This window comes from Janthinobacterium sp. NKUCC08_JDC, from assembly GCF_019345575.1.
In the GTDB taxonomy this organism is placed as follows: Bacteria; Pseudomonadota; Gammaproteobacteria; order Burkholderiales; family Burkholderiaceae_D; genus Janthinobacterium; species Janthinobacterium aestuarii.
In genome coordinates, this window is record NZ_JAHKQW010000002.1 from 426403 (window position 1) to 442389 (window position 15987).

General features: G+C 63.9%; 15 protein-coding genes. 3 read left to right on the top strand and 12 right to left on the bottom strand.

The window, feature by feature from the left end; all coding sequences use genetic code 11:
- Positions 1-3: 3 nt before the first annotated feature.
- Genes KO538_RS07925 through KO538_RS07935 form a run of 3 tightly spaced genes read left to right on the top strand, consistent with a single transcriptional unit; the run spans position 4 to position 2179 of the window.
- Positions 4-387 (top strand): type IV pilin protein, encoded by a 384-nt coding sequence (locus tag KO538_RS07925; protein ID WP_219327967.1) that lies wholly within the window; start codon positions 4-6, stop codon positions 385-387.
- Positions 374-910, top strand: coding sequence for a type II secretion system protein (locus KO538_RS07930; protein ID WP_257620219.1), 537 nt, complete (start codon positions 374-376; stop codon positions 908-910). Before KO538_RS07925 ends, KO538_RS07930 begins: the two co-directional genes overlap by 14 nt.
- A 45-nt stretch (positions 911-955) precedes the next feature.
- Positions 956-2179 (top strand): Xaa-Pro peptidase family protein, encoded by a 1224-nt coding sequence (locus KO538_RS07935; RefSeq protein WP_219327968.1) that lies wholly within the window; start codon positions 956-958, stop codon positions 2177-2179.
- A gap of 40 nt (positions 2180-2219) precedes the next feature.
- Here KO538_RS07935 and KO538_RS07940 read toward each other — a convergent pair whose 3' ends face one another.
- The 12 genes from KO538_RS07940 to paaK all read right to left on the bottom strand — a co-directional run bounded on the left by KO538_RS07940 (position 2220) and on the right by paaK (position 15959).
- Positions 2220-3788: a methyl-accepting chemotaxis protein gene (locus tag KO538_RS07940; protein WP_219327969.1), complete on the bottom strand. Its 1569-nt coding sequence runs from the start codon at positions 3786-3788 to the stop codon at positions 2220-2222.
- A gap of 59 nt (positions 3789-3847) precedes the next feature.
- Positions 3848-4252, bottom strand: a complete 405-nt coding sequence (locus KO538_RS07945) for a hypothetical protein (protein ID WP_219327970.1) — start codon at positions 4250-4252, stop codon at positions 3848-3850.
- A 10-nt stretch (positions 4253-4262) separates the two neighbouring features.
- Complete coding sequence (locus KO538_RS07950) at positions 4263-5525, bottom strand: hypothetical protein (RefSeq protein WP_219327971.1); 1263 nt, start codon at positions 5523-5525, stop codon at positions 4263-4265.
- Between the two features lie 389 nt (positions 5526-5914).
- On the bottom strand, positions 5915-7966 hold the full coding sequence (gene paaZ / locus KO538_RS07955) for a phenylacetic acid degradation bifunctional protein PaaZ (RefSeq protein ID WP_219327972.1): 2052 nt from the start codon (positions 7964-7966) through the stop codon (positions 5915-5917).
- An 81-nt stretch (positions 7967-8047) separates the two neighbouring features.
- Entirely contained in the window at positions 8048-8662 is a 615-nt protein-coding gene (paaY, locus tag KO538_RS07960) for a phenylacetic acid degradation protein PaaY (protein ID WP_219327973.1), read from the bottom strand.
- A gap of 77 nt (positions 8663-8739) precedes the next feature.
- Positions 8740-9471 carry an ABC transporter ATP-binding protein gene (locus tag KO538_RS07965; protein WP_080698401.1) on the bottom strand — a complete coding sequence of 244 codons (732 nt, stop codon included), beginning with the start codon at positions 9469-9471 and terminating at the stop codon, positions 8740-8742.
- Positions 9471-10226: an ABC transporter ATP-binding protein gene (locus tag KO538_RS07970; protein WP_072454989.1), complete on the bottom strand. Its 756-nt coding sequence runs from the start codon at positions 10224-10226 to the stop codon at positions 9471-9473. The genes KO538_RS07965 and KO538_RS07970 overlap by 1 nt, the downstream gene beginning before the upstream one ends.
- 1 nt (position 10227) lies before the next feature.
- Entirely contained in the window at positions 10228-11211 is a 984-nt protein-coding gene (locus tag KO538_RS07975; protein WP_219327974.1) for a branched-chain amino acid ABC transporter permease, read from the bottom strand.
- Positions 11208-12086 carry a branched-chain amino acid ABC transporter permease gene (locus KO538_RS07980; RefSeq protein ID WP_034780386.1) on the bottom strand — a complete coding sequence of 293 codons (879 nt, stop codon included), beginning with the start codon at positions 12084-12086 and terminating at the stop codon, positions 11208-11210. Before KO538_RS07980 ends, KO538_RS07975 begins: the two co-directional genes overlap by 4 nt.
- An 85-nt stretch (positions 12087-12171) precedes the next feature.
- Positions 12172-13323 carry an ABC transporter substrate-binding protein gene (locus tag KO538_RS07985; RefSeq protein WP_219327975.1) on the bottom strand — a complete coding sequence of 384 codons (1152 nt, stop codon included), beginning with the start codon at positions 13321-13323 and terminating at the stop codon, positions 12172-12174.
- 79 nt (positions 13324-13402) lie between these two features.
- Positions 13403-14608 carry a 3-oxoadipyl-CoA thiolase gene (pcaF, locus tag KO538_RS07990; protein WP_219327976.1) on the bottom strand — a complete coding sequence of 402 codons (1206 nt, stop codon included), beginning with the start codon at positions 14606-14608 and terminating at the stop codon, positions 13403-13405.
- Between the two features lie 22 nt (positions 14609-14630).
- Positions 14631-15959: a phenylacetate--CoA ligase PaaK gene (gene paaK, locus KO538_RS07995; protein ID WP_034746368.1), complete on the bottom strand. Its 1329-nt coding sequence runs from the start codon at positions 15957-15959 to the stop codon at positions 14631-14633.
- Positions 15960-15987 lie beyond the last annotated feature (28 nt).

Here is a 15987-nt window from a genome sequence, read left to right on the forward strand (position 1 = left end):
CCGATGCCTGCCTCCTCTCTACGCCGCGGCTTTACCCTGGTCGAACTGCTGGTGGTGCTGGCGATCATCTCGCTGCTGCTGACGATCGCCATCCCCCGCTATTTCAGTTCCGTGGAAAAATCGAAGGAAGTCGCGCTGAAGGAAAACCTGCAAGTACTCAGGAGCGGCCTCGATAAATACTATGCCGACAAGGGCGAGTATCCGGCCGTGCTGGCCGACCTGGTGACCCACCATTATTTCCGCAGCGTGCCGCTCGACCCCGTCACGGAGTCCGCCGTCACCTGGCAGCTGATCCCTTCGCCCAATGGCGAGATCGGCGGCGTGGCAGACGTGCGCAGCGGCGCCAAGGGCAAGACGCGCGAGGGCATCCCCTTTGAGCAGCTCTAGTTTTCAACGCCGCGCACAGGGCTTCGCGTATATCTGGACCCTGATGCTGGTGGCCTTCATGGGCGTGGGCCTGGTACTGGCCAGCGAATTGCATGCCACGGCCGCGCGGCGCGACAAGGAGCGCGAGCTGCTTTTCATCGGCCATGAATTCCGCAATGCGCTGGGCCGCTACTACGACAGCACGCCGGGCGACGGGCGGCCCCGCTATCCATTGACCCTGCAGGAACTGCTGCGCGACCCGCGCTTCGCCAACGCCCGGCGTCATCTACGCCGCGTGTATGCGGATCCCGTCACGGGCAAGGCGGAATGGGGTGTGCTGCGGCAGGAGGGACGCATCGTCGGCATCCATTCGCTGTCGCCGCAGTTGCCCATCAAGCAGGACAATTTTCTCGATGAAGACGCGAGCCTGCGCCGCAAGCAGCGCTATGCGGACTGGCACTTCACGTATCCGCACGACCTGGTGCTGGCCCCGCCCGATGCGGCCGGCGGCGCGCCCGGGCTCAAGCCGAAAGGCGCGAACTGATATCATGCCCGCATTCCATATTCAGCATCGAGCAAAGGAGCAGGCATGAGCATAGGTGGCACTTCCATCGAACAGGCATTGGCATCGCTGTCCGACATGACGGGCGGCATGGTCGCCATCGGCAAGGACGAACATGCGCAACGCATCGCCAGGGCACAGGCGTTCATGCGCCAGCAGGGCATCGCCGCGATCTACCTGAACGCGGGCGCCAACCTCACCTATTTCACGGGCACCAAATGGTATGCCAGCGAACGCATGGTGGGCGCCATCCTGCCGGCCAGCGGCGACATCGAATACATCGCTCCCGCGTTCGAGGAAAGCACCTTGCAAGGCTTCATGCTCATTGAAGGCCGTGTCAATTGCTGGGAAGAGCATGAAAGCCCGTACCAGCTGTTCGTCGACGTGCTGGCGCGCATGGGGATAGCGCAGGATGCGGCCGCGCCGCCGCGCGTGGGCATCTGCGAAAGCGCCGCCTTCTTCATCTACGACGGCATCAAGCCGCTGGCCCCCGGCTATGCGCTGGAAAACGCGCGCGCCGTCACGGCCTACTGCCGCAGCCGCAAGTCTCCGGCGGAAATCGCCCTGATGCAGCGCGTGATGGACATGACCCTGGCCGTGCACGTGGCCACGGCCAGCATGCTGTACGAAGGCATCACGACAGTGGAAGTGGAAGAATTCATCCAGCGCGCGCACCGCAAGGTCGGCGCGCCCCGCTCGTATTTCTGCATCGTGCTGTTCGGCGAGGCGACGGCCTATCCGCATGGCGTCAACTACGTGCAAACCCTGAAAGCGGGCGACACGGTACTGATCGACACGGGTTGCCAGGTGATGAACTACATCTCCGACATCACGCGCACCTATGTGTTTGGCGCCATCAGCGAACGCCAGCGCAGCGTGTGGAACAGCGAAAAGGCCGCGCAGGCCGCCGCATTCGCCGCCGCCCAACTGGGCGTGCCCTGCGGTGACGTCGACCGCGCCGCGCGCGTGTCGCTGGAAGCCGATGGCTACGGTCCCGGCTACAAGCTGCCGGGCCTGCCGCACCGCACGGGCCACGGCATCGGCCTCGATATCCACGAGTGGCCCTACCTGGTGGGCAACGACACCACGCCGCTCGACGTGGGCATGTGCTTCTCGAACGAACCGATGATCTGCATCCCCGGCGAATTCGGCATCCGCCACGAAGACCATTTTTACATGACGGAAAACGGTCCGCGCTGGTTCACGCAGCCCGCGCACAGCATTGATGATCCGTTCGGGCTGCGGGCCTAGCTTGACGCCCTTATGTTGGATTACGCTGCGCTAATCCAACCTACGTCTTCGCCAACGCCAACGGCCGTGGCACGGGCATGCTGGACAAACCGCCCTGCGCCAGCTTGAACACGGCCAGCGCCGTGCCCAGCTGCACGGCCTGCTCCTGCAGCGATTCGGCCGCCGCCGACGCTTCTTCCACCAGCGCGGAGTTTTGCTGCGTCATCTGGTCCATGCTGCCGATGGCCACGCCGATGTCGCCGATGCCGGCACTTTGCGCCTGGCTCGCGGCGCTGATGTCAGCCATGATGTCGGCCACCTTTTTCACGGAATCGACGATCTGGCCCATGGTCAGCCCCGCCTCGTCGACCAGCTTCGAACCGACGTTCACCTTGGCCACCGAGTCGCCGATCAGTTGCTTGATCTCGCGCGCCGCTGCCGCGCTGCGCTGCGCCAGGCTGCGCACTTCGGACGCCACCACGGCAAAGCCGCGTCCCTGCTCTCCGGCGCGCGCCGCTTCCACGGCCGCGTTCAAGGCCAGGATGTTCGTCTGGAAGGCGATGCCGTCGATGACGCCGATGATGTCGACGATGCGTTTCGAGGAATCGTTGATCTCGCCCATGGTGGTGACCACCTGGCTGACCACTTGCCCGCCCTTCACGGCCACCGACGATGCCGACACCACCAGTTCGTGCGCCTGGCCCGCGTTGGCGGCGTTGTCGCGCACGGTGGAAGTCAGACTGTCCATGCTGCGCGCTGTCTGATCCAGGCTGCCTGCCTGCGATTCCGTGCGCGCCGCCAGGTCCGCATTGCCCTGAGCGATTTCCGCGCTGGCCACCTGGATGGTTTCAGCCGACGCCTTGATACCGGACACCATGCCGGCCAGCCGGCCGCGCATCTCCTTCAGCGCCGCCAGCAGGCTGTCCTGGTCGCCCGCCTCGGTCACAATTTGCATCGAGAGGTCGCCATCGGCCACTGCGCGCGCGATCTGGCGCGCATATTCGGGCTCGCCGCCCAGCTGCTGCCAGATGGCGCGCACGACGAAATGCGAGACGGCCACCAGGCAGACGATGACGGCCAGCGCCACGGCGATGCTGGTATTGAGCGCATTGCGCACATTGGCCGCGCTGCGCTCGATGCCCTGCTTGAACTGCAATTGCGCCTGTTCATTGGTCTTGGCCAGGTCCGTGTTGAGGACCGCCAGCGCGCCCTGCATGCGCGCCACGGTCGCTTGCGGGTCGCCCTCTTCCATTTCCAGCATGATGCGCGCCGCGCTCAGTGCCGGTGCATAGTAGGCATCGAATTCCTTGGCCAGGCGCTGGCCCTGCTCGCGCTGGCCGGGAATCGCCGCAAAGGCGGCCAGTTTTTCACGCAGCTTGACGGCCTGGCCGCCGACTTGCCCGATGCGCTCCTTGTCGCCTTCGCTGACGGCGTCGCGCAGGGCGTCACCCACGGCGGCCACGTCCAGGGTCAGCGACTTCGCCATGTCGAGCACGGGATAGTCGGCGCTTTCGGTAGCGTGGATGGAATTGAGCGTGGCCGTGGACAGATAGGCGCTGACGGCCAGCCCCAGCCCGAAAATCACGGCCGAGACGACAGGCAGCGCCCATATCTTGCGTTTGATGCTCATTGCTGTCTCCTGATGGTATGTGTACCGGGCCGCCGCATGGCGGGCGGCCCGGGCCGGCTTTACGGCGCCGTCAGCACCACTTTGACGCTGGCGTCGACGGCGCTCTTTTCGATATAGCCGATGGCTTTCGGATCGGCGGCTACGGCCTTCTTCACGTCGGCGCTATTGGCCACTTCCTTCGGCAAGGTGGCCTTGCCCGTGAAGACCAGCTTGGACCACAGGGCCTTCGCCTGCGACGGTTCCTTGTCCGTCACCTTCTTGTAGAACTCGGCGCGCACGGGAGCGCTTTCCGGCTGGTCGATCGGCGTCATTGCCGTCGATTTGCCGAGGAAAAATTGCGACACCTGTTCGTTCGTCATGGCGCCGGCGGCGCTCTTAGCATTGACCACCACGACCACTTCGGCCATGGCGGGAACAGCGGTCGACAGCGCCAGCAAGGCAGCCGCAAAAATATGGGGTTTCATGCGGCGCTCCTTAGAAAACGAAATCGATGGCGGCGGCAGCCACCGTGACGGGGCCATGGAAGCCTGGCTTGGCTTGCACGAACAGGCCCGGGCCGTTCTTCGGCTTGATGCGGTCGATCTGCACTTTCAGCGCGGCCGAACGGTGGAAATCCCAGCGCACGCCGATGCTGTCCGTCGATTGCTCGAGCTGGTTGCGCATGGTGGCCAGGGTGTCGACACCGGCCGACAGCGCGCGCAGGGTCGGCGTGCAGGCGGCCGGATAACCGGCCGGGCAGGATGCGGGCACGGTGTTGTTCACTCGGCCATCGGCTTTCAGGCTGGCGTGGCTGTAGTAGGGCAAAAAGGCGCCGATGCGGTAGCCGCCCATCACGTACCACGAGGTGCTGTCGCTGACGTAGCTGTCCGTCTTGCGCTTCGCATATTCGGACTGCACCAGCACATTGTTCCAGTCCAGGCCCAGGCCCACGGACGTGAATGACGCCTTCTTGTCCTTGACTTCCAGCGCATCGGCCAGAGCGCCCAGCTGGGCGATCCTGTAGCCGCTGCCGGCCGCGCGCAAGCTGTCCATCAGGGTATTCAAGCTGGGCGAATCGTTGATCGTCAGCTTGGTCTCGGCACGGCCGAAGCGCACGGTGACGGGGCCATGTTCGGCCACGACGTTGAGGGCCACGATGGACTTGCCTTCCACCTGCACGGTCGAAGCGGGGCCCGTGGCCAGGGTGGCCTTGGTGCGGCCCAGCGCCAGCTGTGTGGTGATGCTGGTGTCGCCCGCGCTGAACTGGTAGGTGCCGTCGATGCCGTCAATACTGTTGAGGGGAACCTGCGAATACATTTCGCCGGGTGGACGCAGCATGGTGTTGGCATAGCCGACGTTACGGTAATCGGAAATCATGAAGACGGGCAGACCCATGCGGCCGACGCGCACGCTGAAGCTGTCCGACACCTTGGCCTTGGCGAAGGCCCACGCCAGTTCGGCGCCGAAATCATCCTCGCCATCCTTGCGCGCCAGGCCCTGCACGGTGGCCGACAGCCACGGGTTGACGGTGACATTGGCCTGCAAGCCCAGGTTGGAATCGACGCCCGTGCGGGCAGTGCGGCCGGCGCCGGCCGCCTGGTTCGGGCGCGCGAACTGCGCGCTGTCGGTATCGGCCATGGTCAGGGCGGCACTGCCGTAACCGCTGATCTTGACCGCGGGGCCGGTGGGCTCTTCGGCATAGGCATGGCTGATGGCCAGGGGCATGGCCATCAGGAAAATCAGGACGTGTTTATTCATAGTAATTAAATACCCGTAGCGGTGAACGTGGAGTTGGGCTCGAGGTCGATGGCTCACCGGCCGTAAAAGGCCGGGTCCGTTTTTTTCGCGCCGCCATCGCTTCGAGGAAGCGTGCATGGCGGCGTGACCAGTGAGTAAAACCATGCTACAGAGAAAAGGTTTTACGTTGGAAAGTTTTCTTGAGGCAATGAACGAATTCACCTCTTTTCACGGAAAAAGCACGCGTTCTAGAGGGGTTTATCTAAATAGCACGCCGTGCAAAACCACACTTACGCTATGTTTTTCATACACTTATGGATAATTCAAGACGAAAAGAACCGCGATAAAAAAAGCGCCGCCCGCGCGAAGATCGCGGGCGGCGCCATTCACACCAGTGCTGCAGCAGAAGCTTATTCGCGCTTCGACACCAGGGTCAGGATGTCATAGCTGGCCACCAGTTCCTCGTTCTGGTTCGTCACCTGCACGTCCCACGCGACCACGCCCTGGCCCACGCCAAAGACGTCCTTGCGGTTGCGGTCGACCTTGCGCTTGCACGTCAGGCGGGCGCGGATGGTGTCGCCAATCGCCACCGGCGCGACGAAGCGCAGGTTGTCCAGACCATAGTTGGCCAGCACGGGACCGACACCGGGCGAGACGAACAGGCCGGCGGCGGCCGACAGCACGAAATAGCCGTGGGCGATGCGCTTGCCGAACTGCGATTCCTTGGCCGCGATTTCGTCGAAGTGCATGTAGAAGAAGTCGCCCGAGATGCCGCCGAAGGCGACGATGTCCGCTTCGCTGACGGTGCGGCGGTGCGTGAGCAGCGAGTCGCCCGTCTTCAAGTCCTCGAAGTGCTTGCGGAACGGGTGGATCGGGCTTTCGTTGACGTCCGCGCCGCGCACATATTCACCGGTGATGGCCGCCAGCATCGTCGGCGAGCCTTGCACGGCCGCCCGTTGCAGGTAATGGCGCACGGCGCGCACGCCGCCCAGCTCTTCGCCGCCGCCCGCGCGGCCAGGGCCGCCGTGCTTCAGTTGCGGCAAGGGCGAGCCATGGCCCGTCGAATCGACGGAAGCGACGCGCTCGAGCACGTGCACGCGGCCATGCGTGGCCGCCACTTGCGGCACCACGCGCGCGGCGATCTTCGGATCGCGCGTCACCAGGGTGCTCACCAGGCTGCCCTTGCCGCGCGCGGCCAGGGCCAGCGCTTCGTCGATATCGTGGTAACCCATCATGGTGCTGACAGGGCCGAACGCTTCCACGTCGTGCACGGCGTCGTTGCCGAAGGCGTCGCGGCACATCAGCAAGGTCGGCGAGAAGAAGCTGCCGTCCTGCGCGCCATCACCGAGCGGATTGAAACCGTCGGCCGCGCCGAACACCACTTCATTACCCTGCGACAGGGTGGCGACACGTTCGGCCACGTCGTTCTGCTGCTCTTTCGACGCCAGCGCGCCCATGCGCACGCCTTCGATGGACGGATCGCCCACCACCACCTTGGCCAGGCGCTCGCGCAGGCGCGTGCCGACGGCGTCCATCAGGTGCTCGGGCACGATGATGCGGCGAATCGCCGTGCACTTCTGGCCCGACTTGCCCGTCATCTCGCGCACGACTTCCTTGACGAACAGGTCGAATTCCACATCGTCTGGCGTGACGTCCGGTGCCAGGATGGCGCAATTGAGCGAATCGGCTTCGCCGTTGAAGGGCACGGACTGAGCAATCAGGTTGGGATTGGTGCGCAACTTGGCGGCCGTCGCGGCCGAACCCGTGAATGTCACGAAATCCTGGCCGTTCAGGCGGTCCAGCAAGTCGCCCGTGGAGCCGATCACCAGCTGCAAACTGCCGGCCGGCAGCAAGCCCGATTCATGCATCATGCGCACGACGGCCTGCGTCAGATAGCTCGTCGCCGTGGCCGGCTTGGCGATGCAGGGCATGGCCGCCAGGAAGCTGGGCGCGAATTTTTCCAGCAAGCCCCAGATGGGGAAGTTGAAGGCGTTGATATGCACGGCCAGGCCGCCGCGCGGCACCAGGATGTGCGTGCCGGCGAAACCGCCTTTTTTACCAAGCGCGATGGCCGGACCTTCGTGCAGTACGTTCGACGACGGCAGCTCGTTGCTGCCCATGCTGGCGTAGGCGAACAGGGTGCCCGTGCCGCCTTCGATATCGACCCAGCTGTCGGCGCGCGTGGCGCCCGACAGGTGCGAGATCGCGTACAGCTCTTCCTTGCGCTCGACCAGGTACAGGGCCAGCGCCTTCAGGCGCGCGGCGCGCTGCTGGAAGTCCAGCGCCATCAGGCCCGGCACGCCCGTCTTGCGCGCATAGGTGACGGCTTCGTCGAAGTCGATCTTTTCCGCATGCGTGTGATAGATGACGCGGTTGTTCAAGGCGCTGTGCAGGGGCACGGCGGCGCTTTCGCCCAGCCAGCGGCCGGCGATCAGACTTTGCAGGGTGGATATTTGAGCCATTTTTTCTCCATAATTGATGTTGGCGGTGGCGTCGGATTACGCGGGGCTTGGCCCCGCTAATCCGACCTACGCCCATATTGCTTACTGCGCCGCTGCGTTCTTGTGCAGGTGCAGCGGCAAGGCGGATTCGAAATTCAGGCGCTGGCGGTTCGCCTCGACTTGCGTCAGGGCTTCCACTTCGCGCATCGTCTGCATGGAGCGCACGGCCAGTTCGTGGTACTGGCCCGTGCCCGAGCTTTTCCATTTGATTTCATCGTCGGTCAGTGCGCGGATGATCTTGGCGGGCGTGCCGACGACCATGCTGCGCGGCGCGACGATCATGCCCGCCTTGACGAAACTCATGGCGGCGACGATGGATTCCTCGCCGATGACGGCGTTATCCATCACCACGGCGTTCATGCCGACGAGCGCATTGCGACCGATGCGGCAGCCGTGCAGCACGGCGCCGTGGCCGACATGGCCGTCGACTTCGACCACCGTGTCGCAGCCGGGAAAGCCGTGCATGACGCACGTGTCCTGCAGGTTGGCACCTTCTTCCAGGATCAGGCGGCCGAAGTCGCCGCGGATCGAGGCCAGCGGGCCAATATAGCAGCGCGGCCCGATGATCACGTCGCCGATCAGCACCGCCGACGGGTGCACGTAGGCGCTGGGGTGGACGACGGGGGTGACGCCGTTGATTTCGTAGACTTTGACCATATTGCTCTCCAAAACATTATTGCCAGCCGTAGCGGCTGATGTCGGATTACGCGCAAGCGCTAATCCGACCTACGTCATCACATACCCAAGTAGGCGCTCTGCACCTGCTCGTTATGCAGCAATTCAGGACCGGGCCCGGACAAGGTGATGGCGCCCGTCTCGATCACATAGCCCACGTCGGCAATCGACAGGGCCGCATGCGCGTTCTGCTCGACGAGGAAGATGGTGATGCCCTGGTCGCGCAGTTCGGCCACGATGCGGAAGATTTCCGCGATCAGGAGCGGCGCCAGGCCCATGCTCGGTTCATCGAGCAGCAGCAGTTGCGGACGGCCCATCAGCGCGCGCGCCATGGCCAGCATCTGCTGCTGTCCGCCCGATAGCGTCCCGGCCAGCAGCAGGCGCTTTTCCTTGAGGATCGGGAACAGGCCGTACATGCGCTCCATGTCACCGGCCACGTCTTGCGGCGGACGTGTAAACGCGCCGAGGCGCAGGTTGTCTTCCACCGTCATGGGGCCGAACACTTGGCGCCCTTCCGGCACCTGGCAGATGCCGCTGCGCACGCGCTTGTCGGCGCTCATGCGGCTGACGTCCTGGCCGGCGAAGGTGATGCTGCCGGCGCTGATCGGCTGCACGCCGGAGATCGCCCGCAGCAGGGTCGTCTTGCCGGCGCCATTCGCACCCACCAGCGCCACCAGCTGGCCCTGGCGCACTTGCAGGTCGATGCCGTGCAGGGCCTGGATGCGGCCGTAATGGCTGGTCAAGCCGGCGATATCGAGCACCAGCGGTGCCTGGGGTTTTTCCATCTTCATCATGCCGCCACTCCCAGATAGGCCGCCACCACGTCGGGGTTTGCGCGCACTTCGGCGGCGGTCCCTTCGGCCAGCTTCTTGCCATAGTCGAGCACCAGGATATGGTCCGACAGATTCATCACCAGTTTCATGTCATGCTCGACCAGCACCACCGTTACGCCCGATTGCGCCACCTTGCGGATCAGGGCTTCGATCTCGCCCGTCTCCGTGTGGTTCAAGCCGGCCGCAGGTTCATCGAGCAGCAGCACTTTCGGCTTGGCCGCCAGTGCGCGGGCGATTTCCAGGCGTTTTAATGCGCCATACGACATCTGCCCCGCCTCGTCATCGACATGCCGGCCCACGCCGACGAATTCCATCAGGCCCGCCGCTTCATCGCGGCAGGCCGCATCGGCGCGGCGCACGGATGGCAAACGCAGCATGGAAGCGAACAGGTTCTGGTTCAGGCGCAGGTGCGCGCCCACCATCACGTTGTCGATGGCCGTCATGTTCATGCACACTTGCAGGTTCTGGAAGGTGCGGCTCATGCCGCGCCGCGCCAGCGCATCGGGCGACATGGCGGCCACGTTCTCGCCATTGAGCAAAATCTCGCCCTTTGTTGGCGTGTAGACGCCGGTGATCAGGTTGAACAGAGTCGTCTTGCCTGCGCCGTTCGGCCCGATCACGGAGTGGATATTGCCTTCCTTGACCGTAAAACTGACGTCCTGCACCGCGTGCACGCCGCCGAAGCTCTTGCTCAGCTTGTTAATTGTCAGCATCTCAGACCTCCTGTGCAGATTTAGGCGGTGCTTTCGGCGTGGCTGCCTGCTTGCGCGAACGGCTGGCCAGGCTCGGCACCAGGCCTTTCGGCATGAAGATCATGGTGGCCATCAGGATCACGCCAAACACCACCGTTTCCCAGCCTTCAAAACTGGACAGCAGCTGCGGCAGAATCGTCAGCAGTGCCGCACCGATGATGGAACCGAAGATCGACGCCATGCCGCCCACCACCACCATCGTCACCAGCTCGATCGAGTGGAAGAAGCCGGCCAGGTTGGGTGTGATGAAACCGATGTAATGGGCGCTGATGCTGCCCGCAATGCTGGCAATGACGGCCGACAGCACGAACACGCGCACCTTGAAGCGGGTCGTATCGACGCCGACGACGCGGGCCGCCACTTCCGAACCGTGAATCGCTTGCAGCGCGCGGCCGACGGGCGAGTCGATCAGGTTCAGGGCCAGCCAGGTGACCAGCAACAGCAGCACGGCGCACACCAGGTACCACGATTTTTCACCGGCGATCTCCAGGCCGGCGACACCGAAGGCGGACACGCCGATGCCGTCCGGGCCACCCGTCCACTGCGTCTCGTTGTTGATGACGATGGAAATGATGATGCCCAGGCCCAGGGTGGCCATGGCCAGCGTATGACCCTTGAGCTTCAGCACGGGGCGGGCCAGCAGCAGCGCCAGCAGGCCCGTGGCGACGGCGCCGGCGGCCAGCGCGGCCAGCGGCGGCCAGCCGTAGTGCGTGGTCAGCACGGCCGACGCATACGCGCCCAGGCCATAGAAACCCGCGTGACCGAGGCTGATCTGGCCCGTGTAGCCCATCAGCAGATTGAGGCCAATGACGACGATGGCGTTCAGCGCAATGCGGATCGCCACGTCATAGTAGAACGCGTTGGTGAGGAACAGAGGCAGGATGGCCAGGATCAGCGCCAGCACCAGCAGGCCGCCATGGCGCGAGCGGGTAAATAAATTCTTCATACACGCTCCGAATTTTTAGCGCCAAACAAGCCTTGCGGCAGGAAGAACAGGATCAGCAGGATCAGCACGAAAGGCACCGCATCTTTGTAGGCCGACGAGATGTAGCCAGCCGTCATGGCTTCGGCGATGCCGAGGATCAGGCCACCGGCAATCGCGCCCGCGCCGCCACCGAGGCCGCCCAATACAGCGGCGACAAAGCCTTTCAGGCCCAGCATGATGCCCGCGTCATACGAGGTATACGTGATCGGTGCGACGAGGATGCCGCCGGCAGCGCCCAGCAGGGCCGACAGGCCGAACGAGAACAGCAGTACCTTGCGCGTGTTGATGCCCACCAGTTGCGCGGCCAGCTTGTTGTGCGAGGTGGCCAGCATGGCCTTGCCCATCAGGGTGCGGCCGAAGAACCAGCCCAGCACCAGCACGATGACGACCGTCACGCCCAGCACCCACAGGCTTTGCGGCAGCAGGCTGGCGCCCAAAAATTCGATCGGCGCATCGCCGGAAAACGCTGGCAGTGAGTGCGTATCCTTGCCCAGCCAGATTTGCACAAGGCCGCGCAGCACGAGCGAGGCGCCGATGGTGATGATCAACAGCGTGATGACCTGCGCGTTCTGCGCCGGCTCGATCACGGTTTTTTCCATCAGCAGGCCAACGATACCGGTGGCGATGACGGCCAGGATGATGGCCAGCGGCAGCGGCACGCCGGCGGCCGACATCACGGCGGCCAGCATCCCGCCCAGCATGATGAATTCGCCTTGCGCGAAGTTGATCACCCCGCTGGTGTTGTAGATGATGGTAAAGCCCAGCGCAGCCAGCGCATAGGCGGAACCGACCGTCATCCCGGAATACAGAAATTGTAGAAATTGTGCGACTTCCATGGTGTCTCCAATATGTTCGGCGATGCGCGGGCCGTCTTCGAGGGCGGCCTCGCGCAGGTACTTCTGGCTTACCTTGTTTCGAACATCACTTCGACAATTGCCATTCGCCGTTCTTCACTTCGACCATGCGGAACGCCGACAGGTCCAGGCCCATGTGGTCTTTGGCCGACATGTTGAAGACACCGGTGGTGCCCACAAAACCCTTGGTCGATTCCAGCGCCGCGCGCACTTTTTCGCGGTCCGTGCCGCCGGCGCGCTTGATGGCGTCGACCGACAGGTTCAGGGCGTCGAGCGCATAGCCGCCGAAGGTCGACGGATCGATCTTGTAGCGGTCTTTATACGTCTTGTCGTAGCCGACGACGACGGCCTTCTGGCCGTCGCTGTCCGGCAGCATGGCACCGATCAACAGGGCTGGCGTTGGCAGGCGCACGCCTTCGGCGGACTTGCCCGACAGTTTCAGGTATTCGTCCGACGCCACGCCATGCGACTGGTACAGCGGCAGCGCGGCCATGCCCAGCTGGCCATAGTTCTTGGTCACAACGGCCGGCCCCTGGCCCAGGCCGAAAACGAAGACGGCTTGCACACCCTTGGTGTTCTTGATGCGCGTGAGCTGCGCCGTGATGTCGGTATCTTTCGGGCCGTAGGTTTCATCGGCCACCAGGGTGATGCCGTATTTGGAGGCGACAATTTGCGATTCCTTGCGGCCCGAGGCGCCAAAGCCGCTCGTTTCCGACAGCAGGCCCACCTTGCTGATGCCGCGTTTCTTCATGTCCTCGAACACCTTCTCGGCCGCCATGCGGTCCGTATGCGGTGTCTTGAAGACCCATTTCTTGACCGGGTCGATGATCACCACGGCGCCCGCCAGCGAGATGAACGGCATGCTGGCGCGCTCCACCAGCGGCGCCATTGCCATCGTCGCACCGGTGGTCGTGCCGCCGATCAGCACATCGACCTTGTCGGACTCGATCAAACGCTTGGTAAAGCCGTTGGCCTTGGCCGCATCGCTGCCGTCGTCGTAATGCACGAGTTCCAGCTTGCGTCCCAGGACGCCGCCGGCCGCATTGATCTTCTCGATGTACAGCTGCAGGGTTTTCAGTTCAGGGTCGCCCAGGAAGGCGGCAGGGCCCGTGACGGACAGCACGGAACCGATCTTGATGTTCTCGGCCGCATACGCACCCGCTGCGGACATGGCCAGCACGCCGGCGATCAGGGTTTTCTTGAAGATATTGGCAATCATTATGGTCTCCACCAGGTTGGCACTACGGTCAATTATGGTCGGCGCTTTTCTTACAAGCCTGCGCCTTTTGTTTTCATTTTTATACGCGTTCAATCACGACAGCAATACCCTGACCCACGCCGATGCACATGGTGCACAGCGCATAGCGCCCGCCCGTGCGTTCCAGCTGGTTCAGCGCGGCCATCACCAGGCGCGCGCCCGATGCGCCCAGCGGGTGGCCGATGGCGATCGCGCCGCCATTCGGATTCACGTGGGCCGCATCGTCAGCCAGACCCAGGTCGCGCGTAACGGCCAGCGCCTGCGCCGCAAACGCCTCATTGAGTTCGATAACGTCCATCTGCTCGATGGTCAATCCCGTCTGCGCCAGCACCTTGCGCGTCGCGGGCGATGGGCCAAAACCCATGATGCGGGGCGCCAGGCCAGCCGTGGCCATGCCCAGCACTTTTGCGCGCGGCGTCAGCTTGTATTTGTCGACGGCGGCGGCGGACGCCAGCAGGATGGCGCAAGCGCCGTCGTTCAAGCCCGAGGCATTACCGGCCGTGACGGTGCCGTCAGCCTTGACGACGCCCTTGAGCTTTGCCAGCATCTCGATCGAGGTATCGGGACGCGGATGTTCGTCGCTGGTGACCATCTTCGGATCACCCTTTTTCTGCGGCACGGCGACGGGCACGATTTCGCGCTCGAACACGCCGGCAGCATGGGCGGCGGCCCAGCGCTGCTGGCTGCGCAAGGCCAGCGCATCCTGGTCGGCGCGGCTGATGCCAAATTCCACGGCTACGTTTTCCGCCGTTTCCGGCATGGTGTCGATGCCGTACTGCGCCTTCATCTTGCCGTTCACAAAACGCCAGCCCAGGGTCGTGTCCTCGATTTTCGCCGCGCGCGAAAACGCGCTGTCGGCCTTGCCCATCACGAACGGCGCGCGCGTCATGCTTTCCACGCCGCCGGCGATGATCAGTTCCGCCTCGCCCGCCTTGATGGAACGGGCAGCCATGCCCACGGCATCCAGGCTGGAGCCGCACAGGCGGTTGATGGTATTGGCCGGTACGGCCGCCGGCAAGCCGGCCAGCAGCGCGGCCATGCGGCCCACGTTGCGGTTGTCTTCGCCCGCCTGGTTGGCGCAGCCGTAGAACACGTCGTCGATGGCGGACCAGTCGACGGACGGGTTGCGGGCGATCAGCGCCGCGATCGGCAGCGCGCCCAGGTCGTCCGCGCGTACGCTGGACAGCGCGCCGCCGTAGCGGCCAAACGGGGTACGTACGGCGTCACAGATAAAGGCTTCGTTCATGTCTGCTTCCTTGTTCGGGCTATCAGGAGAAAATCTTCGGGCGCTGGTCGACCACGCGGCGGGCCTTGCCCGTCAAGGTGCGCTCGATGCCGGCGGCGGCCACCAGGCGCACGCGGGTGCTCACGCCCACGTGGGTCTTGATGCGGTGTTCCAGTTCGCGCGCCAGCGCGTCCGTTTCGCTGGCCGAGATAGTGGCGGTCAGGTCGATACGCAGCTCGGCGATCACTTCCAGTTTGTCGAGGTGGCCGTCGCGCGTTACCACCAGCTGGTATTGCGGCGCCAGACGCGGCATCTTGAGGATCAGCTCTTCAATCTGCGTGGGGAAGACGTTCACGCCGCGGATGATCAGCATGTCGTCGGAACGGCCCGTGATCTTGCCGATGCGGCGCATCGAGCGCGACGTCGGCGGCAGCAAACGGGTCAGGTCGCGCGTGCGGTAGCGGATGATGGGCAGCGCTTCTTTCGACAGCGAGGTAAACACCAGTTCGCCCTCTTCGCCGTCCGGCAGCACTTCGCCCGTTTCCGGATCGATGATCTCCGGGTAGAAATGGTCTTCCCAGATGACGGGACCGTCCTTGCTTTCGATGCATTCGGATGCCACGCCAGGGCCCATCACTTCGGACAGGCCATAGATATCGACGGCGTCGATGCCGGCGCGCGCTTCGATCTCCGAACGCATGGCGTCCGTCCACGGCTCGGCGCCGAAGATGCCCACCTTCAGCGACGATTCCGCCGGGTCCAGGCCCTGGCGCGTGAATTCCTCGATGATGTTGAGCATGTACGATGGCGTGACCATGATGATCGAAGGCTTGAAATCCTGGATCAGCTGCACCTGCTTTTCCGTCTGCCCGCCCGACATCGGGATGACCGTGCAGCCCAAACGCTCGGCGCCATAATGCGCGCCCAGGCCGCCCGTGAACAGGCCGTAGCCGTAGGAGATATGCACCATGTCGCCGGCGCGCCCGCCGCCGGCACGGATCGAACGCGCCACCACGTTGGCCCAGGTATCGATGTCGTTCTGCGTGTAGCCGACCACCGTGGCCTTGCCCGTGGTGCCGCTCGACGCGTGGATGCGCACCACTTGCTCGCGCGGCACGGCGAACAGGCCGAACGGGTAATTGTCGCGCAAGACCTTCTTATCGGTGAACGGGAATTTGGCCAGGTCCGCCAGGGATTTGAGGTCGTCCGGATGCACGCCCGCTTCGTCAAAAGCGGCGCGGTAATGGGGCACGTTGTCATACGCGTGCTTGAGCGTCCATTTCATGCGTTCGAGCTGCAGCGCCTGCAGTTCATCCTTGCTGGCGCGCTCGATCGGCTCGAGGTCATTCGGGGAAGGCGTACGTTGGACCATCATTGTCTCCTGAATCGTTACTATCACT

Bases quoted from the DNA above. Each gene is read 5' to 3' on its own strand.
- KO538_RS07925 (WP_219327967.1), top strand. From the start codon at position 4: ATGCCTGCCTCCTCTCTACGCCGCGGCTTTACCCTGGTCGAACTGCTG.
- KO538_RS07935 (WP_219327968.1), top strand. From the start codon at position 956: ATGAGCATAGGTGGCACTTCCATCGAACAGGCATTGGCATCGCTGTCC.
- KO538_RS07940 (WP_219327969.1), bottom strand. From the start codon at position 3,788: ATGAGCATCAAACGCAAGATATGGGCGCTGCCTGTCGTCTCGGCCGTG.
- KO538_RS07945 (WP_219327970.1), bottom strand. From the start codon at position 4,252: ATGAAACCCCATATTTTTGCGGCTGCCTTGCTGGCGCTGTCGACCGCT.
- KO538_RS07950 (WP_219327971.1), bottom strand. From the start codon at position 5,525: ATGAATAAACACGTCCTGATTTTCCTGATGGCCATGCCCCTGGCCATC.
- paaZ (WP_219327972.1), bottom strand. From the start codon at position 7,966: ATGGCTCAAATATCCACCCTGCAAAGTCTGATCGCCGGCCGCTGGCTG.
- paaY (WP_219327973.1), bottom strand. From the start codon at position 8,662: ATGGTCAAAGTCTACGAAATCAACGGCGTCACCCCCGTCGTCCACCCC.
- KO538_RS07965 (WP_080698401.1), bottom strand. From the start codon at position 9,471: ATGAAGATGGAAAAACCCCAGGCACCGCTGGTGCTCGATATCGCCGGC.
- KO538_RS07970 (WP_072454989.1), bottom strand. From the start codon at position 10,226: ATGCTGACAATTAACAAGCTGAGCAAGAGCTTCGGCGGCGTGCACGCG.
- KO538_RS07975 (WP_219327974.1), bottom strand. From the start codon at position 11,211: ATGAAGAATTTATTTACCCGCTCGCGCCATGGCGGCCTGCTGGTGCTG.
- KO538_RS07980 (WP_034780386.1), bottom strand. From the start codon at position 12,086: ATGGAAGTCGCACAATTTCTACAATTTCTGTATTCCGGGATGACGGTC.
- KO538_RS07985 (WP_219327975.1), bottom strand. From the start codon at position 13,323: ATGATTGCCAATATCTTCAAGAAAACCCTGATCGCCGGCGTGCTGGCC.
- pcaF (WP_219327976.1), bottom strand. From the start codon at position 14,608: ATGAACGAAGCCTTTATCTGTGACGCCGTACGTACCCCGTTTGGCCGC.
- paaK (WP_034746368.1), bottom strand. From the start codon at position 15,959: ATGGTCCAACGTACGCCTTCCCCGAATGACCTCGAGCCGATCGAGCGC.